This window comes from Cellulophaga sp. L1A9 (genome assembly GCF_009797025.1).
Taxonomy (GTDB): Bacteria; Bacteroidota; Bacteroidia; order Flavobacteriales; family Flavobacteriaceae; genus Cellulophaga.
The window spans coordinates 4,465,831-4,489,903 of the sequence record NZ_CP047027.1 but is presented as its reverse complement, the minus strand read 5'-3'; the positions used below and the strand labels follow the sequence as shown (position 1 = coordinate 4,489,903).

The following is a 24,073-nucleotide window of genomic DNA, read 5'->3' as shown; positions in this document are numbered from 1 at the left end:
TAATTTATAAAGTGTAAAAATCTTACGATTTAATTTGTTTTCTGAAGTGCTTCTTGCTTTAGTTCATCACTAGCTACAATCACCATTTCTACTCTACGGTTTTTAGCTTTTCCTTCTGCTGTACTATTGTCAGATTTTGGTTGTGTTTCACCATACCATTTTGTAGTTAATCTAGTAGCTGCAATACCATGTGTATTTAAGTAGCTAGTCACAGATTCTGCTCTTTGCTTAGATAAATTCATGTTATAGTCATCTGCACCCGCGCTATCCGTATGCCCTTCCACCAATATGTTAGAATCTGGGTATTCTTTTAAGATACCAACCAAACGATCTAAAGTTGTTGCTGAAGTTCCTTTAACGACAGACTTATTGGTATCAAAATATACCCCAGCATCTTCGTTAAATACTACATTAATTCCTTCACCTACTCTAGTTACTTCTGCACCAGGTATTTCTTCTTCAATACGTTCTGCTTGTTTATCCATGCGGTTACCAATATATCCACCGGCTGCACCACCTACTACGGCACCAATAATAGCACCTAAGGCCGTGTTGTTTCCACTTCCAATATTGTTCCCTAAAATACCACCAATGGCAGCTCCACTACCCGCACCAATAACGGCACCTTTTTGTTTGTTGTTTGCATTTTTTACAGCACTACAACTTACGGTCATTGTTACTACTAGTAGTACAACTCCTAATTTTAATCCCATATTCTTCATCATTCTATTGTTTTGTAAATTCATATACTACGGCTACTTGTTCTCCATCTGCCATTACATTTGATTTTAACCTCATGTTGGAAGCAGATAGTGCATCAATATCTAAACGATACCCATAACCTCCTGAAATATCTTTATTTTTTTCATCTATGGCCTTGAATTGCAGCTGGCTTGTTCCATAATCAGTTTCAATTACTGACCAACGAATGTATCTATCTCCTCCAGAACAAAGGGTAGATTGTGCGATCGTATAACGACCAGTACTGTTATTGTCTCTGAAAAACCAATTACTGCCTTCAAAACAAATGTCTAATGCATCATTAAATATAACCGATTTGAAACTCCCTGGTTTCCCTTCGAAAGAAATATTAGTTAGTTCCCAAGTTCCACTAATTAGATTACGCTTTTCTCTTGCAGCCTTAGATGCAATGCAAGAACTTAAAAGCACACTACAAACTACGCTTAGAATCACAATTTTTCTCATAATAACTTTTTTTATTTAGGTATAACTATATACGTATAAAACGTATTTTAGTGTTCAATTGCACGTGTTAAATCATTGTTAAACGTCTGCAAGGTCATATTATTATGCAGAATATTTTAATTCGATGAAATATATTTTTAGCACTATTCATTAGTACGATAAAAGATCATCTAAAGCCTTTACGAACCTGTCCTTAGGTAAATAATTTTTTTCTAGTGTTTTAGAAAAAGGTATGGGTGTGTCTAAACTTGCCACTCGCTGCACGGGAGCATCTAAATATTCAAAGCAATTTTCCATGACTAAGGCAGAAATTTCACTCGCTAAGCTGCCAAACAAACTATCTTCTTGCAGAATGATAAGTTTACCTGTTTTTTTAACGGAGTTATAAATTGTTTCCGTATCCAAGGGTTGTAATGTTCGCAAGTCTATAAGGTCTGCTTCTATTTGGGGCTTTCTTTCTAATACTTCTAGCGCCCAATGTATCGCTGCTCCATAGGAAACTATAGTAATATCCGTACCTTTTTTTAGCAATGCCGCTTTCCCTAGTGGAATGGTGTAATAGTCTGTGGGCACTTCTTGATATAGACTTCTATAAAGTGCCTTATGTTCAAAAAAAAGTACAGGGTTTGGGTCGTTAATTGCTGTAGCTAAAAGCCCTTTCGCATCTACAGGAAATGCAGGATAGACTACTTTTAACCCTGGCGTTTTGGTAAACCAAGCTTCATTGGTTTGAGAATGAAAAGGACCAGCCCCTACTCCTGCACCACAGGGCATTCTAATAACAACATCTGCCTTTTCTGCCCATCGATAATGCGATTTTGCTAAATAATTGACAATGGGATTAAAGCCACTACTTACAAAATCGGCAAACTGCATTTCTACAATAGCTTTCATTCCGTTAATAGATAGTCCCATAGCAGCTGAAATTATAGCCGATTCACAAATGGGGGTATTCCGAACACGCTCTTTTCCAAACTGCGCAACAAAACCTTCTGTGATTTTAAAAACACCACCGTATTCCGCGATATCTTGACCCATGATGACTAGATTATCATGCTTTTCCATAGCTTGTTTTAAACTTTGAGCTATGGCATCTACCAGTCTGATGTTTTCGGTAGTTGCGTTTGGCGGGTATTCTTTATATTGGAAAGGCGCATAGATATCCTGAACTTCTTTTTCCGGAACAAGGAGTAATTCTTCTTCTTGATAAGCCAATTGTAATTCGTCCTCTATTTCTTGCTGTATTTTTGTTTTCAGCAGCGCCATGGTTTCTGGTGAAATAATGTTAGAAGCTATAAGATAGGATTCATAATTAGCTATTGGGTCTTTTTTTTTCCATGTCTCTAATACCTCTTGTGGAACATATTTTGTGCCGCTAGCTTCTTCATGACCACGCATTCTAAAAGTTTTAAATTCCAAAAGCACAGGTCTTGGGTGCGCTCTAAGGTCTGTACAAATGGCGCTTACTTTAGAAAACACTTCTAAAATATTATTTCCATCAATGATATGAGATTCCATGCCATAACCAATTCCTTTATCTGCTATATTTTTACATTTAAATTGTTCATTGGTAGGCGTAGATAATCCGTATCCATTATTTTCAACACAAAAGAGAACGGGCAAATTCCATACGGAAGCAACGTTTAAAGCTTCGTGAAAATCTCCTTCACTTGTAGCGCCTTCTCCTGTGAAAACGGCAGTTACTTTCTTGTTCTTTTTTAAAAGGTTAGCAAGTGCTATTCCATCGGCTACTCCTAATTGCGGTCCCAAATGAGAAATCATGCCAATTATTTTATACGCTTGAGAGCCAAAATGAAAACTGCGATCTCTTCCATTCGTAAAACCATTAGATTTGCCTTGCCACTGCGAGAATAATTTTGATAAAGGGATTTTTCTAGCTGTAAATACCCCCAGGTTCCGGTGCATGGGCAATAGGTATTCATCATCATGCAAGGCAGCCGTAACACCAACAGAAATAGCCTCTTGACCTATTCCGCTAAACCATTTTGTTATTTTTCCTTGACGCAATAAAACCAACATTTTTTCCTCAATCATACGGGGTGCTAAAAGTTGTTTGTACAATTGAATTTTGGTGTGATCAGAGATAGTATAGTCCGTGTACTGCATATCTTTTGGTTCGGATTTAAATCGCAGTATAAATGTAACCAATTTGGCTTAGAACAAAAACATTCTCAACAATTGAGAGTTCACTTATTTTTAGTTAAATTTGATTTTTAATATGTATAATATGAGCGTTGTTCCAAGTGTAGATTTACAAGATTTTGTATCTGGAGATCCAAAGAGAAAAGAAAAATTTATAAAAGAAATAGGAAGTGCTTTTGAAGATATAGGTTTCGTGGCATTAAGCGGACATTTTTTGTCTGATAATTTAGTAAACGGACTATATGATGAGATAAAAGGATTTTTTAAACTTCCACAAGAGGTTAAAGACTCTTATGAAATAGAAGGTATTGGCGGACAAAGGGGGTATACTTCTTTTGGAAAAGAGCATGCCAAAGGAAGGAAAGAAGGCGATTTAAAAGAGTTTTGGCATTTTGGTCAGTATGTGGTAGATAATCCAAAATTAGAAAAGGAATATCCTGATAATGTACTGGTTAAAGAACTTCCTAAGTTTAATGAAGTAGGTGAAGAAACCTATAAAATGTTAGAAAAAACAGCTAAGTATGTTTTAAGAGCTCTGGCATTGCATTTAAATTTAGAAGAAACCTATTTTGATGATTATATTAAAAATGGGAATTCTATTCTAAGACCTATTCATTACCCACCAATTACTTCTGAACCAAAAAATGCAGTGCGAGCTGCAGCCCATGGTGATATAAATCTGATAACTCTTTTAATGGGGGCACATGGAAAAGGCTTACAAGTAAAAAATCATAAAGACGAATGGGTAGATGCTATAGCTAAACCAGAAGAATTAATGATTAATGTGGGTGATATGTTATCGCGTTTAACCAATAACAAACTAAAATCTACCATTCATCAAGTGGTAAACCCACCAAAAGAATTATGGGGAACTTCTAGGTACTCTGTGCCATTTTTTATGCACCCTGTAAGTGAAATGCCTTTAAATTGTTTAGAGAATTGTATCGATGAGGAACATCCTAAATTATATGAAGATACCACTGCAGGAGCGTTTTTACATGAACGTTTGATTGAATTAGGGTTAATAAAAAAGTAACGCTATGTCTTTAGAAACGTTAAAAGTTCTATTCAAGCGAGACCTATTAAAACTTAAATCTGAAATTGAGAGCTATAAAGAGGAAGCTTCTTTATGGAAAGTAGATAAGAATATTACCAATTCGGCAGGAAACTTATGTTTGCATATTGTAGGCAACTTAAATGCATTTATTGGAGTACCCTTTGGTGAAACAAAATATAAAAGAGACAGACCAGCAGAGTTTTCTCTTAATAATGTGAGTCGGTCTGTTTTAATAAAACAGATCGATAGTACAATTTTAGTAGTAGAAAAATCGTTAGCCACTATTAAAGAAGCTGATTTAGAGAATGATAGTCCAATTGTTCTTTCAAGAGAAAAGAGTACAGCGATTGATTATTATTTAACACATTTAGTTACACATCTATTCTATCATTTAGGGCAGGTAAATTATCACAGACGTTTTTTTGAATAAAATACTTTAACACCTTTTAAATGGATTTAAAAGATCAATTAAAAAACATTTTTCCAGATCATCAAGAAGAAAAAGTTGCGACTCCGAAAGTTGTTGGCGAAAAAATTTGGATGCAAGATGATCCCATTATTTGTAAATACGAAAAAAGAAAAGGAAAACCGACCACAATCCTTGAAGGATATACTGGTGCTGACGAAGATTTTAAAAAATTAGCCAAAGAACTGAAGACCAAACTTAGTGTTGGTGGTAGCTTTAAAGATGATGCCATTATTATCCAAGGAGATTATAGAGATAAAATTATGATCATTTTAAAAGAAAAAGGTTTTAAAGTTAAACGTGTTGGCGGTTGAATTCTGTTAATTCTCTTTTCTAACTTTACTTTTAATAGTACATTTATGTCCCTTAATTTTTAAATCACCCCTAAATGAGTTCCCTACTACACATAACAAACGGCGATGTATTCACGAATAAACTAAAAACACTTGATGTGCCTGGTGCTATTATTACTTGGCGCGAAATGCTTTGCGAAGGCAAAACAGAAAGTAATGTTGGTAGTGAAAATTTCTGGAAAACGCGCTTCGAGTTTTTAAACAAGAATTATAAGGTATCAAAATCTATCTTCATAGAAAAGACCTTAAAGGAATACAGGTCTCTTTGTAACCACAAAAAGGAAGATGAAATTGTATTATGGTTTGAGTACGATTTGTTTTGCCAGATAAATATGTTGGCGGTGATAAGTTGGCTTAAAACGCATCGTAAATATGCACAGATATCATTGGTATGTAGTGGTAATGAGGATAAAAGTGGTGTAAAATACGGGTTAAATGATTTAAGTGACGCCAAGCTAAAAAAGCTTTACAAAAATAAAATTGTACTTACTTTAGATGACATAGAATATGCAGATTATGTTTGGCAATTGTATTGTAGTGATAACCCTATTCGTTTAGAAAATCTTACCGATTTTGATAACTATCAATTTAAGTACTTAGGAGATAGTATACAGGCCCATTTACATCGTTTTCCATCTGTAAAAAATGGTCTTAATGAAATGGAATCTAATATGCTACAATTAGCAGTAGACACCAAGCCTGCTAATAAAGGAGATTTTATGAGTATATTACTTAAAAATCAAGGGATTTTAGGTTTTGGGGACACACAATTTCAACGCGCTTTAGGTCGCTTAAAACCGCTATTTTCTTCATTTAATCCCGTGCGATTATCTCAAAAGGGGAAACTTATTTTACAAGGAGAAACCAGTTATTATTCTTGCATTCAAGAGAATGATTTTTATTTAGGAGGTGCTTTAAAATACAATTTCCTTTACAATACAGATACCAATAGAATTTTAAAATTATAGCATGCAATTAGAGCCATCAGAGCTAGTTTTAAATGCAGACAATAGCATTTATCATCTTAATATATTACCAGAAGATATCGCAAATACTGTAATTACTGTTGGGGATCCTGACCGTGTTGCTGGAGTATCGAAATATTTTGACACTATAGAAGTTAAGAAAGGAAAACGTGAGTTTCATACGCATACAGGTACTTTAAACGGAAAACGAATTTCTGTTATATCTACAGGGATAGGAACAGATAATATTGATATTGTTCTGAATGAATTGGATGCCTTGGTGAATATCAATTTTAAGACCAGAAGCATTAATGAGCAAAAAAAACAACTAGATATTATACGAATTGGGACTACTGGTGCTATTCAACCTCATATTGAAGTTGGTGATTTTCTCTTGAGTGAGCGCGCTATTGGTTTTGATAGTTTGCTTCGCTTTTATGATGCCAAGCATATTTTAGATGAAGAGATACAAAATAGTTTTATGAAGCATACGGATTGGTCTAAAGATAAATCTACGCCTTATGTAGTATCTTGTGATCATGACCTAGCCGCTCTGTTTATGTCTGATAAAATGCACAAGGGGTTTACAGCAACGAATGTTGGTTTTTATGGTCCACAGGGGCGTAAACTGCGCTTAAAAACGGAAGATGAAAATCTAAATGCCAAATTAGCCTCTTTTGACTATAAGGGTTTAAAAATAACCAACCTGGAGATGGAAACTTCGGGAATCTATGGTTTGGCTAAATTACTTGGACATAGAGCGGTATCGTTAAATTGTATTCTAGCAAATAGAAGTACTGGAGAGTTTTTAACAAATCCTACAGCAGCTACCGAAAAATTAATAGAATATGCTTTAAAAAAATTGACGGAATAAATGAAAAAAGTTAGAATTATTGGTGTTCCAGAACATTTTAATCTTCCTTGGCATATGGCTATTGAAGAAAATGCTTTTAAAGAACGGGGTATTGATTTAAGTTGGACAGATATTCCTGAAGGCACAGGTAAAATGTGTCAAATGCTTGAAACCGATGAAACGGATTTAGCCATTATTCTAACAGAAGGTATTGTTAAAAGTATTTCTGCTGGAAATCCAGCAAAAATTGTTCAAGAATTTATTTCTACTCCCCTACTTTGGGGTATTCATGTGGCAGCAGCTAGTAATTATAAGACCATTTCAGACATAAAAGATAGCACAGCAGCAATTAGTAGGTTTGGAAGCGGAAGTCACCTTATGGCATATGTAAATGCTGACAATCAAGGTTGGGATCCAAAAAAATTGAAATTTGAAGTAATTAATAATTTAGAGGGGGCTATTGATGCCTTGACCAATAAAACTGCGGATTACTTCCTGTGGGAAAGGTTTACCACGAAACCTGTTGTAGATCGTGGAGTATTTAGGCGAATTGATGATGTCCCTACACCTTGGCCGTGCTTTGTAATAGCCGCTACGGATAAGTTTATAGCAGAAAACACCAGTTTAATACACCATATCACGGAGGTAATTAATCTATATACCGAAGAATTTAAGAATATTCCGAGCATAGATAAAACGCTCGCTAATGCGTATGGTCAAAAGTTAGAGGATATCAAAGAATGGCTAGCCATTACAAAATGGAGCCAGTCAGAACTAAAAAATTCAACACTTAAGAAAGTTCAGGATACTTTATTTGATTTAGACCTGATTGATAAAAAATTACAACCAGAAGCATTACTCTTGAAGCGCTAGTACGATATTTATAAAATAAAATATTTGTTTAGTAAAGAACTAAATTTTTCATCGGACATAGGCTTTTGAAAAAATTCTTTTACGTCTTCATTATTTGTTGCTCTAATTAAATCTTTATCATCTTCACTCACCGTAGTCATTACAATAATGCAATTGTTCTTGATGCTTGGTGATAGTTTTTTATAGCGCTCTAAAAATGCCCAACCGTTCATGATAGGCATATTAATATCTAAAGTAATTAAACAAGGGAAAAAGTCAGAATCGTCAGAACTTTCTTCCAAAATCTCTAAGGCTTCTTCTCCATTTAAAGCTTTATAGACATCTACATCGATATCGAGTTTTTTTATAAATACACTATTTATAAAATTTGTAGATTCATCATCATCTACAAGTAAAATAGATTTTAAATTCATTTTGGTTCGTGTTTTTTGGTTGGGTCAAAAATATTGAGAATTTATTTTTAAATGGAATAAATAATGGATAGTTACATAATTTTTAAAGATTCTTAATAATTTTGACGTTAAATCTTCGGAATAGTTATAATAACTTATTGACTTATAACAATTTAATTATAATTGACACAGAAACCAAACAATATGATAAATGAAATTTAGAATTTTCTGAGGTTTTAGGTGGATTAAATTTTAGTTACCACGCTATAGGTTCTTTGTGTATTTTTCTTAAAATACTATTGGTGGTGCTAAAGCATTTGTTGCCAAACCAATAGCCCCTATTGGCACTTAATGGAGACGGATGTCCAGACGTCAATATATGATGTTTATTTTCGTCAATAAGTTTTGATTTCTTTTTTGCAAATCCTCCCCACAACAAAAAAATAACGGCTGTTTTTTCTTCGCTAATTTTTTTGATCACTGCATCTGTAAAAGTTTCCCACCCCTTATTTTGATGACTCCCAGCTTCATGAGCTCGTACAGTTAACGTTGCATTTAGTAGTAAGACTCCTTGATTAGCCCAATTTTCTAGATTACCAGATGTGGGATAGGGTTTTCCAATATCCGTAGATAATTCTTTGAAGATATTTTTTAATGAAGGTGGATGCGGTACACCATCATGAACAGAGAAACATAAGCCATTGGCTTGGTTTGGTCCATGATACGGATCTTGGCCAATGATAACCACCCTGGTTTCTTCAAAAGAGCAATGATTAAATGCGGCAAATATTTCTTCTTGTTTTGGGTAACAGGTATATGCTTGGTATTCTTCTGTTACAAAAGTGGTAAGTTCTTTAAAATATGGCGCATTAAATTCTTGTTCTAAGTGCGCTTTCCAGCTTTTGTGAATATTCCAAGTCATATTTCCGTTTGTTTTGGAATCAAAAATAACAAAATATAAACTTCTCCTTTAGTTGGAGCGCTGTTGATCTAGCACATTGTTTTGTTGTACTCTATATTTAAGAACATTGACGTAATCTAATGCTAATTTATCCTTGGAGTCCGTGTATGCTTTTGATGCATACGCAATGGCACGATCTAAATCGCCATCAATCTCACTACTAATGGCCATGTTGTAATTGGCTCTTCCTTGAATTTTTAAGTCTTGATTAGTTAATTCTTGTTTCCAAAGTTCGGCAGCACCATCCCAATCGCCAGTCAGGGCTCTACGGTGTGCTACTTTAAAACTGTCGGTACCAGACATGTAATACTCTCTTGATATCCTTACTTTATTAGGAATTAAACGTTGGGCATAAGCAATACCCACGTTTCTACTATACTCTTGAATGGTTTCATTACGCTGTTTTACGGCTTCAACAGCTTTTAAAGGATTAATACCTTGACCGTGAAAAATCATTTCTTTAGTGTAATTTTTCTCATCAAGTATTAATTTTGTTGCGGGATCATATACACGCCACCCGCAATTAACAAGGGTATTTAGAGTTACTTCCTGTGCGGGTACATTTACTTTAACCCCTAGATTATTTTCAAGAGGCATTGTGGTTACTTTAAATGATGATTTTGTATCTGTATCATAAAATGCTAGTGAAAATATAACAGCTACGTCAAATTCCTCACAAAGCTTTTCTATGGTTTCCCATGATAAAGTTGCTGGTAAAACACCCAAACCGCTTTTAACTTCTTCTATGTTTTCTAGAATTTTAATTTCATCTAGAGTTTTTATCATTTCTAATTCTGAAGCAAATGAACTTATAGCGGCTTCAGAACCTTTTTTATCTAGGTTTAAGCCCTCCGCAGAAAGTATTTGATCTATTTTGTCTAAGCCTTTGTTTCCTTTAGAAGGTTCGCTTCTATTTATAATTCCTATGGTTTTAACCTCTGAAGAAAGGTGCACTTTTGCGGGTGTAGTTACCCCCATGGTCATTTTATTGGTGGAGGCACATGCAGATATAAATAGTGCTATACCTAGATAGAGGAAGGGTTTAATTTGATTTTTCATACGATAATAAATCTGTTTAATATTGTTACAAAAATGTATCGTAACTGATGTATAATAAACTCCAAAACCTTTTTTTTATTGCATATACGATACTTTGTAGCTATAGTTTTAGTTAGACGAAAAGTGAATTAATTTTAGAATTTATAGTGAAATATTTTTTTCAATGTATCTTTGAAAAAGAATGAATAAGATAAACGATAAGACATTAAAAGATTTAGAATTTTATACGGTTCTAAACCATATTGCGGCACGTTGTAATACCGAACAAGGTAAAGAAAATGCTTTAAAAATAGTTCCGCTAAGATCAAAAGAACTGATCCTAATCCACTTAGGGCAAACTTCTGAATATGTAGCCTCCTTTTCCAATGATAACCGGATTCCTAATCACGGTTTTGATGCTATAAATCAGGAGTTGAAACTTTTGAAAATTGAAAATGCTACGATAGAAATCTCTGGTTTTCGTAAAATTGGTAATATCTGTAGCACTGTAAATACGCTTAAAAAATTTTTAAAGAAATTTAAAGACTACTATCCATTACTTTTTCAAGCCTCTGAAGATGTAGAGTTAAATGTAGAGATCCCAGCACAAATTGATGCTGTGATTGATAAGTTTGGAGAAATTAAAGATAATGCTTCAGATAATTTACGGATTATCAGGTCAGAAATTAATGGATTAAAAGGGAAAATAAATCAAAGTTTTGCACGTGCCTTAACCATGTACCAAGCTTCAGATTTTTTAGATGAAATTAGAGAATCTGTTGTAGACAACCGTCGTGTTTTAGCCGTAAAAGCAATGAACCGTAAAAAAGTGAAAGGCGCCGTTATGGGTACTTCTAAAACAGGGAGTATTGTGTATATAGAGCCAGAAGCTGCTTTACAATTTAGTCGCCAATTAAATAATTTAGAATTTGAAGAACGAGAAGAAATTCAACGCATTCTTAGAGCGCTAACTGCACATATTACTCCTTTTATTCCTGAACTGTCTATATATCAAGATTTCTTAGCGCACATAGATATTACTGCAGCAAAGGCAAAGTATGCTATGGAAATGGATGCGGTCTTGCCAGAATTTAGTGATACTAATGAGTTATATTTAAGAGATGCTTACCACCCACTCCTCTATTTAACAAATAAACGTAAAAAAGAAAAAACATATCCACAGACCATAGGGCTTCATGACGAAAATAGAATTATCGTTATTTCAGGTCCCAATGCTGGAGGAAAAAGTATCACCTTAAAAACCTTAGGGATACTTCAAGTAATGCTTCAAAGTGGATTGTTAATTCCTGTTCATGAACGTAGTAAAGTAACCTTATTTAATAGAATTCTAACAGATATCGGGGACAATCAATCTATTGAAAATCATCTAAGTACGTATAGTTATCGACTCAAGAACATGAACTACTTTTTGCGTAAGTGTGATGATAAAACGTTGTTTTTAATTGATGAATTTGGAACAGGTAGTGATCCCGAATTAGGGGGCGCATTAGCTGAAATTTTTCTTGAAGTATTTTATGAACGAGGTTCCTATGGTGTTATTACAACCCACTACTCCAACTTAAAGCTTTTGGCAAATGAATTACCTCATGCTACTAATGCAAATATGTTGTTTGATTCTAACACTTTGGAGCCTACCTATCAACTTGCATTAGGACAAGCAGGAAGTTCTTTTACTTTTGAGGTCGCACAGAAAAACGGAATTCCATATAGCTTAATAAACCGAGCAAAAAAGAAAATAGAAAGCGGTAAAGTGCGTTTTGATGCTACGATTGCTAAATTACAGAAAGAGCGTAGTTCTATGGTGAAAACAGGAACTAAGCTAAGGGAAGAAGAAACAAAAGCACGTAGTGAAGCACAACGTTTTGAAGAATTAAACACTAAAGTAAAATCTAAGCTTGAGAATTATCAGGAATTGTATGATTCTAGTCAACGTATGATTTACTTAGGGAATAAACTTAATGACGCATCATTAAAGTATTTTCAAGATAAAAAGAAGCGACCATTAGTATCGGAATTACTTCGGATTGTAGAAACAGAAAATAGTAAGCGTAAAAAGAAATCTTCGCAACAAGTTAAAATAGAAAAAGCAAAAAAGGTTGAAGTAGAAAAAGAGGTGATTCAGAAAGTAGAAGTCATCCGAGAAGAAAAAAAGAAAGAAAAAAAGGTAAAAGCGCATGTCGAAAAGAACAAGCCTAATCCTATTTTTAAAATTGGTGATCGCGTACGAATGTTAGACGGGAAAGCAGTGGGCAGTATTGATAAATTGGAGAAAAACAAAGCAATTGTTAATTACGGAATTTTTACAACCAATGTGAGTATAAACCAATTAGAATTGGTGGAGGCAAAAAAGAAGAAATAGAATGAATTAGTGATCATTCTAAAAAAATATAATAAAATTGGCAAAGGATAAAATTTTGCTCTAAAATATGTAGACAACTATGGGTAATAGTATCTGGCAGAACGCTTTTTAATGGCTGTAGCTTTTATAAAGCATATAACAAGAGTAACCTTTCTAAGTCTCATAAAATAATTTCATTCTTGAGGAGTGGTAAAACCATTTTATAGATGGTATAACAGTCTCGCGATACTTTAATGAAAATTTTATTTTTGAAATTTAAAATTTAGCACTCTTGTCATATGTTTTAAGTAATGTGTACTACTATTTTTTTAGTTTCTTAAATCATGTAAAGCCAATACAGGAATGTTAGGGTTATTGCCCAATTCTTTTACCATTGGGTTTGAGAAAATACTACCGAAGAAATTATGCTTCTTGTTTATAAAAGCTATCATCTCGCTTTCGCGACTTTGGAAGAAAGAGCGCACACCTTCTTGGATATCTGAACTATATAATACATGATGCGTAAAACTAGTAGTACCTAAAATTTGATTCAGCAACTCTTTATTTTCTGCTTGCTCTTTGCTAAATTCTTTATCTTTTTGAATATACAAAATTCGGATGGGTGCACTGGTTAATTGAGAAATTTCAATTAAAGTTGCCAATTCTTTTTCTTTGTAATGCGTTTTAAAACTGGTAGGAAACACAATCTCGTTTGGATTTTTAAACATAACGTTACCAGGAATTTCAAACACGGGACAGTTTCTAACCTTCTCCATCGTATTTACGGCATTACTACCCTGAATTAATTTTTTGTCGTCTTTTCCTCCTTCCGATCCAATAAGTATCAACTCTATATCTTCTTTTTCAACAACTTTTTTGAGTACATCATTAAAAGATCCAAATTCATTCAGAAAATGAAATGTGTGATTATTGTTCGTATTATTAAAGCGTTCTTGCTTCTTTAACTTTTCCATGTTTTTTTCTGCAAGCTCTTTTACCTCATTTAATTTTTTGTCGGTAGGTTCAGGACTTAAAAGATTGTTTTTGGAATATCCAGTAAGATAGTAAGAATGCAAAATAAAGAATTCACAAGATTCTCTTTTGTAGAGCTCAATGGCATAATTTATTGCGTTATTGGCATTGTTTGAAAAATCTGTTGGAATTAATATTCTTTTCATTTTGGAATGATTTTAAGTATACTCCAAAGCTAAGCTTCATTTCATACACATGAAATGACCGATGTCATCTAAGCAATTTTATTACTATGGATTATTCAAGAATTCAATAGCTATTTTGAAAATTAGAAACAATTGTATGATTCTAGTCTACGTAGAAATTGTTTTGGAAATAGACTGTTCCACTTTCCCTTAGAAATTAAAAACAGTATTTAGAGCATTCCCCTTATTCAAGATCTAAATGGTAAAATTGGGAAGACACTAGTAATAAAATGGAATTCATAACAGGATGCCCTTAAAAAATCAGGATGTCTAGCATGAATGCAGTGTATAAAAAAATAGACAGCTAGAATATTACTTGAAGGTTGGAACTTAATCCGTTCTTAACTAGACATAAAAAACGGGTCCAACTATAAAAAAGTTAAACCCGCTGAAATTTTTCTTTACTCAAAATTATGGATACTGTTTATGACTTCATTTTTTTAGCTCCTCTTTTACCATTACCTCTTTTTTCTTGCATGGTTTCCCATTTTTGAAACTGCTCTTTATTTAGAATGGCTTTCATTTCTTCTTTATGAGCATTTAATTGAGCCTCCATTTCAGTCTTTCTTGCTTCACGTTCTTCTTCGGTCGGTTTTTTTCTTTCGCCACTTTTACGCTCTTCCATTTTAGATGTGCGCTCTTGAGCATTTCTAAGATTTATATCATAAACCTTAGCTTGCTGGTCTTCATTTAAGCCCAATTCTTTAGTTAATCTTTCTGTGTTTTTTTGAGCAAACGCTTCAGGATCAATGTCTTTTCTTTCGCTTCTTTGTGCCATGGCATTCAAACCAATGAATAATACGATTACTGTAATTATTTTTTTCATTTTTATATATTTTAATAATTTGTTATTAGTAGGACTCTTATTTAATAAAAAGGTTTAATCTTATTCATTTCAGATTCCATTTAAAATACCTTCATTAGTTCTCTTTTTTAGGAAACTTATAAAAAATGGAGCCATGCGTTAAATCAAGAAAAATGTACTTTGGAATCATTTAAAGACAAACCCTATACTCTTGCATTTTATGAAAAATAAGTGCGAAGTAATTTCTAATTTAGTTGATTATGTGCATGCAACAAATAGCATTTGACTTGAGAAAAGACTGATGAATACTTTATAAAATATATTCATTAAACTGGCTCGCATAATTAATACAATACTAGCCTTAATTATTAAATTATTGCAAAAAAAGTAAATTATACCATCTAAAAATACATTTCTATTAAGAAAAAATAAGCAATACTGAGCAACCCGTATAAATGATTGCTTTCATTATTTAATTAGCATACAATTCATAGTTTCATTTATATTTATACTACCAAACTATCTTAATTTAGAAGCAGAAAAATTATTTGAATGATCTTTGTTTATAATGCATTCAAATAAAAAATAGAACGTTTTTTTAAACACTCCCCCACGTTAATTACTCAAATATTGAGTGAGTTATTAATATTCCATTCTATAAATTAAGTTATGATAGTATTAAACATATTTGAAACATCGCTGCCATTAACAGATCCTGTTTTAAAATTTCTTTTAATATTGGTGATTATTTTGTTTGCTCCAATAATCTTAAACAAAATTAAAATACCACACCTTCTTGGGCTAATAATCGCAGGTGCTGTAGTTGGCCCTAATGGAATTAACTTAATAGAACGAGATAGTGGAATTATACTATCTGGAACAGCCGGATTACTTTATATCATGTTTCTTGCAGGATTAGAAATAGACTTAGTTGACTTTAAAAAAAATAGTAAAAAAAGTATAGTTTTTGGTTTACTTACTTTTAGTATTCCTATGACATTAGGTACTTTATGTGGGATTTATATTCTAGAATTTTCTACACAAACAGCTGTTTTACTTGCTAGTATGTTTGCATCTCATACCCTAATTGCTTACCCATTAATTAGCAAACTTGGTGTTGCCAAAAATAGAGCTGTAAACATAACGGTGGGCGGAACAATGATTACTGATACCCTAGCTTTATTGGTTTTAGCAGTTATTGTAGGAATGACAACAGGAGAAGTAAATGCACAATTTTGGATTCGATTATCAGTATCCATACTAATTTTTGGTTTCATTGTGCTATTCCTGTTCCCTATTATCGGAAGATGGTTTTTTAAAAAATTTGATGATAATGTTTCTCAATATATTTTTGTTTTAGTAATGGTGTTTTTAGGGGCTGGTCTAGCAGAGCTGGCGGGAATAGAACCTATTATAGGAGCTTTTTTAACTGGTTTAGCCTTAAACCGACTTATTCCCCACACCTCTCCTTTAATGAATAGAGTGGAGTTTGTTGGAAATGCTATTTTTATTCCCTTTTTCTTAATTGGGGTGGGAATGCTTATAGATTACCGTGTGTTTTTTAAAGATTTTGAAACAATTAAAGTTGCGGCAATCATGATTTTTATTGCAACTCTTGCAAAATTTATTGCTGCATGGTGTACACAAAAAATTTATGGTTTTTCTTCAGATGAACGTAGATTAATTTTTGGATTAAGTAATGCCCAAGCAGCAGCAACATTAGCAGCAGTATTGGTTGGATATTCTATAATTCTTGGGGAAAAACCATCTGGCGAGCCGGTGCGTTTATTAAACGAAACTATTCTGAATGGAACAATACTTATGATTCTGTTTACATGTACTATCGCTTCTTTTGTAGCTCAAAAAGGTGCTCAAAATATTGCCCTTTTAGAACATACAGATGCTTTACCTGAAGAAACTGATCATCTAGAACGAATATTAATTCCTATCAGTAATATTGATACTATTGATGAACTCATTAATTTAGGAATCACCATCAAATCCAAAAGCAACAGAGATGGCTTGTATGCGTTAAGTATGGTTGATAATAGTAAGACTAATGGTTCTGCAGATAAACTAGCGAAAACAATACTAAGTAAAGCAGCGGTAGCTGCAGCCGCGACAGACACCAAATTACATGAACTATTGCGCTATGACATCAATTTAATAAATGGAATTACTAGCGTTACAAAAGAACACGCTATAACCGATTTAATTCTAGGGCTCCATGTTCATAAAGGTATTTCCGATTCATTTTTAGGAAACCTTACAGAAGGTATTTTAACTAAAAGTAGCACCACCACTTTAATTTATAAACCTGTTCAACCTCTCGCTACTATAAAAAGGCATATCGTTATTGTGCCTGAAAATGCGGAAAAAGAAATAGGTTTTCCTTTTTGGTTACTGAAAGTGTGGAACATCGCCAGAAATACCAGTGCTAAACTCCTTTTTTATGGAAATGAAAACACTTTAAAATTTATAAAAGATATTAAAAAAAAATATCCTATTGAATGTTCATTTGAAACGTTTAATGACTGGGATAATTTTTTGACTATAGCTAAAACTTCTTTCAAAGACGACAACATAATTATTGTTTTGAGTAGAAAAGAACAGCTCTCTTACCATAAAAATATGAGTAAAATTTCGACTTATTTGAATACTTATTTTAAAAAGACAAGTTGTATTTTAATTTATCCCATGCAATCATCCCTAAATACGATGCAGAAGATAAATGTTACGAACCCTAGTTTAATGGAGCCCTTGGAAAAACTAGAGGAAATTAGCAAAACTATAGCTAAGCTTTTTACACACAAATAGCAAACGAAAAAAGAAACCAGCACAACAAGTTAAAGAATAGAAATAAAAAAAGTTAAAAAATAAGTGATTTGGAAAACGGAAATCCTCCATTGCCATTTCTGACACCCGTTTTAAGATCATTTGCAGTAGCGATGCACTACCAGATCTCTTCTTTGTTGTAGATTATGATAGTTAATAAGGCCCGTAAAATAAGAATTAGAGTTTAATTTGATTCCCATTACTACTTTTATGCTATTTCAAGATCAGCATTGTGAAAACTAGACGTAATTAGAGCTGAACCCAAATAAATGCTATAGACAAAGTATGGACAGTGGTAAGATATCCCTAGAACAAATGTCTTAAAATGACTGCTATAAAGCTACCGTCTAATAACCTCCTACGGCTATTAATTACAGTGTATTACGATTTTTTTTGTTGCCATGATTTAGATGGTTTTAAGCGTAAGAAAAGGACATTTGTTCAAAAGGGTTTCCGATGTTTTATTTAATTATAAAGCATATAACCGCTATCTTAGAACTTCAGAATGAAAAATATACTCCCCCTATTATTTAAATTATTCCAACTATAAATTGTTTAATTCTAGTTATGAAAGTTTTTATAATGGTATTTACCATACTTTTCTTTGCAATTTCTTATGGACAAATAGAAAGGAAAGTAGATAGTTTAGAAAAAGTTTTAAAGGGTAAAAGCAATCCGATCGATAAAATAGAAACCCTTGAAGCGCTGTATTTAATTTTACTTTATAATAATCCTGAAACCTCTTTGAAGTATTCTTTGCAAGCCTATAAAATTGCGAATACAATTAAGAATAAGAAGAAACAACTTAAAGCGATCTATCAATCTGCAATTAGTTGCCGGGCATTACACCAACTAGATGCTGCCGTGAAGTATCATGAAATAGCAATGACACTTTCAAAAGAGCTAAATGAAGAGGTTTTTTATGCAAAAAGCTTATTAGAATTGGCCGATATTAAGCGTTTAGATGCAGAAAAAAGTGAAGCATTAGAAATGCTTGAAGAAGCTAAAATTCTATTCAAGAAGAATAAGGAAGTGGAGCTGGTAAATATTTGTTTAGGAAATATAGCTAGCGTGTATTTAAGCAATGGGCAATTTAAACGCTCTCAGCAATTGTACATACAAGCATTAAAGAGCATAGATTCTTTAAATGCAGATCCGCTTTCTAGGGCGGATATTATTGCTAGATTAGGAGAAATACAATACAATACAGGAAATTACGAGGAATCTATACCCTATTATAATCAAGCTTTAGAAGTATATATAGCGGTTAATGATAACATTTGGCAAGCTAATATGTATTTGCAAATTGGCACCTCTTTGGCGGCATTAAAAGACTATGATACGGCTTTAGAGTATTTTTTTAAGAGTTTAGAAATTGCTAAAAATTTTGGACTTAAATCAAATGAAGCTATGGTGTATACCAATATAGGTTCAACGTATAGAGAAATGAAAAATTTTGAAGCTTCTAAGGCGTATTTAGGAGAGAGTTTATATTTTCACATCAAAGAAGGTCTTACTTATAATCATATTGCAGTTCTTATAGAACTAGGGCGCTTGCATATGGATTTAAATGATCCTGATAAAGCAATTTCATTTTTAGATGAAGCTATTAATAAATCGACACCTTCCATGCGTTTAGATTATTTAATGGAAAGCTATAAACTTAGATCTAGTGCCTATGAAATTTTAAAAAGCCCTCAAATGGCATTGCATGATTTAAAAGCACATCAAACATTTAAAGACAGCATTTTTAACCATAAAAAAATACAGCAAATTGAGGAGTTAAAAACTATCTATGAGACTGAAAACAAACAAATACTACTCGCCTTAAATAAAGAAGAAATAGAGAATTTACAACATAAATCTAAAGTAGATACTTTAACCAAAAGTCTTTATGCTGGAGGAATGTTTTCAGGGGTTTCCTTGTCAATATTACTGTTCTTTATTTTTAGACAACGCCTGAGAAAAAGTAAATCAAATCAAAAAAAGCTCGATCTTCTGTACAAAAAAGAAATCGAATATAAACAAAAAGAGTTGGCAAGCTTGACGGTTCATTTAGCACAAAAAAACACTTTTAATCAAGATTTAATTGAAGATTTAAAGGAATTAAAAAATGATCCTGATAAATTTAAATTACAGTTTAGAAGAATTCTTCTTCTTCTAAAAAAACAAAATTCAGACGACAAAGATTGGGAGTTGTTTAAATCCTACTTTGCAGATGTTCATAATGATTTTGATATTAAGCTAAAAGGAATTTATGCAGATATTACGGAAAAGGAAATTAGACTTGCTGCCTTTTTAAGAATGAATTTATCTACTAAAGAAATAGCAGCAATATTTAATGTGCTTCCAGACAGCATTTTAAAGTCTAAATACCGGTTAAAAAAGAAATTAAGTTTAGATAAAGATATTGATTTAGGAAGTTTTTTAAATTCGTTATAACTGTAAGATTATATATAATTCAATTTCGTTTTCAATACTTTGAATACTACAAACCTAGTTGGTGTGTGGTCTTTTTTTAATTGACCTTTTTTGGATATAAAAAATATATCCCCATACACTATCTTTGAGTAAAATTTAGATTGATATAATAAACGTATGCAAGTAAATGATTTTCATAAGATTGTTCTTTTTGATGGTGTTTGCAATTTGTGTAACTCTTCAATACATACAATTATTAAGTACGATAAGAAAGACGAATTCCGTTTTGCATCATTACAAAGTGAAATAGGACAAAAACTGGCTAAAGAAAGACACATAGACACTACAGTGGTAGACTCTATAATTTTAATAGAACCGGGAATTGCGTATTACACTAAATCTACAGCGGCATTAAATATTGGAAAATCCTTTGGGGGTTTATGGTCATTATTATCTGTATTGGAATGGATTCCAGAAAAATTTAGAGACACTATTTATGATTATGTTGCTAAAAATAGATACAAATGGTACGGTAAACAGGACGCTTGTATGATACCCACTGCTGAATTAAAAGCTAAGTTTCTAGAATAATAGCTTTACTCAGTAAGAAGTAGCGTTTACTAAGTTCTAAAAGAAGCTTACTCAACGCCCCTTTAAGTTATGTTTGGTTCTGGTTAGGTTTACTTTAAATCTAAAACCAACACAACATGAAACATGTAGTGCTATTTCTTATTTTCTTTCCTATCACCCTATTAGCAGCAGATAAAACACCTTCTAAAATAAAATCGGTTACCGTATTTTTAAATAGTGCAGAGGTTTCAAGAACTTCTAATTTTCAATTGAAAGAAGGTACTACGGAAGTTATTTTTAATGGGTTATCTCCTAAAATTGATGAAAGCAGCATTCAAATTTCAGGACTAAAAGGAGCTTCTATTTTGTCTATTTCTTATGACATAAATTATTTAGACGCCAAGGTTTCAAATGAAGAATCTACCGCATTAACTACAGCTATAAAAGCTACCGAATTAGAAATAAGTTTGCTTAAAAATCTAATATTAGGTTTAGAAGAAGAAGAGAAAGTTATTAATGGCAACCGTTTGCTCAATTCAGAACATCAAGCTGTAGATTTAGAAAAAGTAAAGCAAATAAGTACCTATTATAGAGAGCGAATTACAGCAATTAAGAATGAAATATACACTACGATTATTAAAATAAATGTTTTAAGTGAAGACTTGCAACGTGTTGAAAAACAACACCTTGAATTAAATGCGACACCTTCTGAACCTAAAGGAGAAATAAGTATTCTATTTGAAACTCCTATTGGCGTACAATTGAATTTAGAATTAAAATATAATGTATCTGATGCCGGATGGATTCCGAATTATGATTTAAAATCTAACAAGATTAATGACCCTATACGGTTAACCTACAAAGCACACGTGTATCAACATACTGGTGCAGATTGGGAAGATGTTGCCATAACGCTCTCAACAGGGAATCCTAATAATTTTTCTATTAAACCAGAGCTAGCCACTGATTATCTGAATTTTGGAATGCGTAAAAATTACAACACACCTTCAAAAAAACACAAGTATTCTTATAACCCAACGGTGAGAACGGTTACCGGTATTGTAACAGATGCTTCAGGACAGGTATTGCCGGGTTGTACTGTAATTATCAAGGGAACCGCTGTGAGTACACAAACTGATTTAGACGGGAAGTATAAACTAAAAATTAGTAGTGGTCAAGAGTTAGTGTTCTCTTACATAGGATTTGAACAAGATGAAGTACCTATTTACTCCTCCATTATTAATGCTCGATTACAAGAAGACTCCTCAGCCTTAGATGAAGTTGTAGTTGTTGGGTATGGAACGCAAAATAGCGACATGAGCAGCGTTCTAAAAGGGCGCGTATCCGGAGTTAGTATTAGAGGAGTCTCTAGAGTTACAGAGGCTACACAACCTTTGTATATTATTGATGGTGTTCCGATGGAAGGATTTGAAGAGGGTGATTTGGATGCTAATGAAATACAAAACATAGAAGTTTTAAAAGATGCCTCTGCAACTTCAATTTATGGCTCTAGAGCTGTAAACGGAGTTATCGTAATTACCACGAATAAGAGTTTTACAGAGGATAATGTAACCAGTACCAAATTTGTAATTAAAAGTCCATATACCATAGTAAGTGATGGGGATATTACGGCAATAGAAATTAACACATTTAAGCTTGATGCGGTCTATGAGTTTTTTGCAGCTCCAATAATTAATGAAAATGTTTTTCTTACGGCTAGATTCAAAGATTGGGAGAAATTAAACCTGCTTCCAGGTGAAGCTAATATTTACTTTAATGGTGGCTATGCCGGGAAAACTACCATTGATCCTTATGCTATAAACAAAGAAATGACAGTTTCTTTAGGCATTGATGCCTCCATTTCTGTAACTAGAAAACAAGATAAAAACTTTAAGAGTAAATCTTTTACTGGAAGTAATAGAATTGTGGACAGAACTTACAATTTAGAAGTGAAAAATAATAAAGCGGAAGCGGTAAAACTAATTTTAATGGACCGTATTCCTGTTTCAGCCAATAAAGAAATTAAAATCGAAGATGTTATTGTCAATGATGCTAACTATGATGAAGAAAAGGGCTTGCTTACTTGGGAGCTAAATTTAGCCTCAAAGCAAGAAAGCAAACACCAATTTTCATTTCAGGTAAAACATCCAAAAGAACGCAGTATAAGTTTATAGGCTACTACACGCTATTTTAAGTGATTCAAAATAAAATCGAGTGTTGTGTTCTCATTCTTATTTTCCTTAAAAGCAATATTTCTATGGGTTATAGGGCTGGCCAATCCTAAATTTTGAAGATTTACAATGTCAGCTTCATAATCCATAGTTACTTTTCCTGTCAATAATGTGTCCATTCCTTCGCCTCTTTGGTGGCGTTTGTAGATTTTTTTTAATCCACTTAGGTATAACCTGTCTTTTGTAAATCCACCACCTCGGTGTACTCTCATGGTGATGTTAAAAGCATCATTTCTATTAAGTTTGTAGCTGCCATGTATCAAATCAAAAGTATCTGAGAAGCTGTAACCTTTGATTAAACTATCGCTAGCTAATACTCTATATGCTAATGTCTTGAGTCTTTCAAGCGTTAGCGCTCCACTCATGTATTCACTGAAAACAGCAAGCCCCTCTTGGGTCTCTACGTTACGAGGAAAACCATTTGAAAATATCTTTAAAGGTTGCTCAATTCCGTTGTATGTGGTAACTAAATGCACTCCAATTTCATGATTTGCCAATGTTAATAATTGGTTTTTGCTAAACTTCGTATTTTTCTTTATTAGTAAGGTTTGTGTGCTATTGCTTACCATAGCATCTGCAGCAATAGCCGTAGATAATTTTATGTTTAAAGGAAAGTCATACAACTTAGAAAATTCATCAAAATAAGCCTTAGCGTCATCCGGTGAATAGATTTTTTCCATATCAGCTCTTTCTGCTTCATTAGAGTGGTGCAAAATAAATTGTGCGTTTTGTACATCTTTCTCTGTTGGCGTTCCGTATAGTCGTAATGAATTATAGTAAAATTTCTTAGGTTCACCAATGGTTTGTATGCATTGCGCCATGTTAGAATAGTAATAAATGATATCTTGATAAAGCTTTTGTACCTTTTGATCTGTAATACGCTCCAAACGTTGCGAAAACAACATTCGGTGTAATTTATAGGGATGAAATTTTATTTTTGGATACTTAAGAATAGGATCTTCAGTATATTTTGAAGCAAAAAAACGTTGTTTTTCCTTTTCTGTATTTAACGGATTTAAATAACTTAATAACTCAATTTTTTTAACCAATCGGTTTAAATTAGCATCTATTTCAAACAAAGATTCATTCGCTCTTTGTAAGTCTACTAAGTCCTTTGCATTCATTTTTTATGGGTATTAAAAACGCCGCAAGATAATCAATCTATCTGAGTCATTTTTTGGACTTTTATTTTTTCGTTAATTAGTTTAGCTAAAAAAAATAGGGTCTCATTTCAGAATTGATCCCTCTTAAAAAACTTGTCTTGGTATTTTTTAGCGCAGTCAATGATATAGAGAAACTTCTAATAAA

Annotated in this window: 20 protein-coding genes; 11 read left to right on the top strand and 9 right to left on the bottom strand. The window is 32.9% G+C overall.

From position 1 onward, the window contains the following. Positions 1-29: 29 nt before the first annotated feature. From GQR94_RS19665 to GQR94_RS19655, 3 genes are all read right to left on the bottom strand, one after another. A complete protein-coding gene (locus tag GQR94_RS19665; RefSeq protein WP_158979713.1) occupies positions 30-722 on the bottom strand; it encodes an OmpA family protein in 693 nt (230 codons plus the stop codon). Positions 723-726: 4 nt separating this feature from the next. Beyond that, entirely contained in the window at positions 727-1,206 is a 480-nt protein-coding gene (locus GQR94_RS19660; protein ID WP_158978460.1) for a lipocalin family protein, read from the bottom strand. A gap of 150 nt (positions 1,207-1,356) precedes the next feature. Continuing rightward, positions 1,357-3,333 carry a thiamine pyrophosphate-dependent enzyme gene (locus GQR94_RS19655; RefSeq protein WP_158978458.1) on the bottom strand — a complete coding sequence of 659 codons (1,977 nt, stop codon included), beginning with the start codon at positions 3,331-3,333 and terminating at the stop codon, positions 1,357-1,359. 121 nt (positions 3,334-3,454) lie between these two features. On the opposite strand from GQR94_RS19655, the gene GQR94_RS19650 reads away from it, so the two are divergent. From GQR94_RS19650 to GQR94_RS19625, 6 genes are all read left to right on the top strand, one after another. Continuing rightward, positions 3,455-4,405, top strand: a complete 951-nt coding sequence (locus GQR94_RS19650) for an isopenicillin N synthase family oxygenase (protein ID WP_158978456.1) — start codon at positions 3,455-3,457, stop codon at positions 4,403-4,405. Between the two features lie 4 nt (positions 4,406-4,409). Next, positions 4,410-4,856, top strand: a complete 447-nt coding sequence (locus tag GQR94_RS19645) for a DUF1572 family protein (protein WP_158978454.1) — start codon at positions 4,410-4,412, stop codon at positions 4,854-4,856. Between the two features lie 20 nt (positions 4,857-4,876). Beyond that, complete coding sequence (locus GQR94_RS19640; protein WP_158978452.1) at positions 4,877-5,206, top strand: translation initiation factor; 330 nt, start codon at positions 4,877-4,879, stop codon at positions 5,204-5,206. Positions 5,207-5,280: 74 nt separating this feature from the next. Then, a complete protein-coding gene (locus tag GQR94_RS19635; protein WP_158978450.1) occupies positions 5,281-6,213 on the top strand; it encodes a DUF1835 domain-containing protein in 933 nt (310 codons plus the stop codon). Position 6,214: 1 nt separating this feature from the next. After that, positions 6,215-7,084 carry a nucleoside phosphorylase gene (locus GQR94_RS19630; RefSeq protein ID WP_158978448.1) on the top strand — a complete coding sequence of 290 codons (870 nt, stop codon included), beginning with the start codon at positions 6,215-6,217 and terminating at the stop codon, positions 7,082-7,084. After that, complete coding sequence (locus tag GQR94_RS19625; protein ID WP_158978446.1) at positions 7,085-7,936, top strand: substrate-binding domain-containing protein; 852 nt, start codon at positions 7,085-7,087, stop codon at positions 7,934-7,936. An 8-nt stretch (positions 7,937-7,944) separates the two neighbouring features. Here the strand turns inward: GQR94_RS19625 and GQR94_RS19620 are convergent, their stop codons facing one another. The 3 genes from GQR94_RS19620 to GQR94_RS19610 all read right to left on the bottom strand — a co-directional run bounded on the left by GQR94_RS19620 (position 7,945) and on the right by GQR94_RS19610 (position 10,348). After that, positions 7,945-8,349 carry a response regulator gene (locus GQR94_RS19620; RefSeq protein ID WP_158978444.1) on the bottom strand — a complete coding sequence of 135 codons (405 nt, stop codon included), beginning with the start codon at positions 8,347-8,349 and terminating at the stop codon, positions 7,945-7,947. 235 nt (positions 8,350-8,584) lie between these two features. After that, positions 8,585-9,250: a uracil-DNA glycosylase gene (locus tag GQR94_RS19615; RefSeq protein WP_158978442.1), complete on the bottom strand. Its 666-nt coding sequence runs from the start codon at positions 9,248-9,250 to the stop codon at positions 8,585-8,587. Between the two features lie 48 nt (positions 9,251-9,298). Then, a complete protein-coding gene (locus GQR94_RS19610; protein WP_158978440.1) occupies positions 9,299-10,348 on the bottom strand; it encodes a DUF6340 family protein in 1,050 nt (349 codons plus the stop codon). 181 nt (positions 10,349-10,529) lie between these two features. On the opposite strand from GQR94_RS19610, the gene GQR94_RS19605 reads away from it, so the two are divergent. Next, complete coding sequence (locus tag GQR94_RS19605) at positions 10,530-12,707, top strand: DNA mismatch repair protein MutS (protein WP_158978438.1); 2,178 nt, start codon at positions 10,530-10,532, stop codon at positions 12,705-12,707. A 308-nt stretch (positions 12,708-13,015) separates the two neighbouring features. Here GQR94_RS19605 and GQR94_RS19600 read toward each other — a convergent pair whose 3' ends face one another. Together GQR94_RS19600 and GQR94_RS19595 are read right to left on the bottom strand one after the other, a co-directional pair. Further along, a complete protein-coding gene (locus GQR94_RS19600; protein WP_158978436.1) occupies positions 13,016-13,864 on the bottom strand; it encodes a universal stress protein in 849 nt (282 codons plus the stop codon). Between the two features lie 463 nt (positions 13,865-14,327). Then, entirely contained in the window at positions 14,328-14,729 is a 402-nt protein-coding gene (locus tag GQR94_RS19595) for a DUF4890 domain-containing protein (protein ID WP_158978434.1), read from the bottom strand. A 648-nt stretch (positions 14,730-15,377) separates the two neighbouring features. Between GQR94_RS19595 and GQR94_RS19590 the strand changes: the two genes are divergently transcribed. From GQR94_RS19590 to GQR94_RS19575, 4 genes are all read left to right on the top strand, one after another. Further along, the gene (locus GQR94_RS19590; RefSeq protein ID WP_158978432.1) at positions 15,378-17,525 is read left to right on the top strand and encodes a cation:proton antiporter; all 2,148 of its coding nucleotides are present in this window, start codon (positions 15,378-15,380) and stop codon (positions 17,523-17,525) included. Between the two features lie 585 nt (positions 17,526-18,110). Then, complete coding sequence (locus tag GQR94_RS19585) at positions 18,111-19,985, top strand: tetratricopeptide repeat protein (protein ID WP_158978430.1); 1,875 nt, start codon at positions 18,111-18,113, stop codon at positions 19,983-19,985. 156 nt (positions 19,986-20,141) lie between these two features. After that, entirely contained in the window at positions 20,142-20,555 is a 414-nt protein-coding gene (locus GQR94_RS19580; RefSeq protein ID WP_158978428.1) for a thiol-disulfide oxidoreductase DCC family protein, read from the top strand. Between the two features lie 116 nt (positions 20,556-20,671). After that, positions 20,672-22,708, top strand: a complete 2,037-nt coding sequence (locus GQR94_RS19575) for a DUF4139 domain-containing protein (protein WP_158978426.1) — start codon at positions 20,672-20,674, stop codon at positions 22,706-22,708. 11 nt (positions 22,709-22,719) lie between these two features. On the opposite strand, the gene GQR94_RS19570 is transcribed toward GQR94_RS19575, so the two are convergent. Continuing rightward, positions 22,720-23,889 (bottom strand): flavohemoglobin expression-modulating QEGLA motif protein, encoded by a 1,170-nt coding sequence (locus tag GQR94_RS19570; RefSeq protein WP_158978424.1) that lies wholly within the window; start codon positions 23,887-23,889, stop codon positions 22,720-22,722. Positions 23,890-24,073 lie beyond the last annotated feature (184 nt).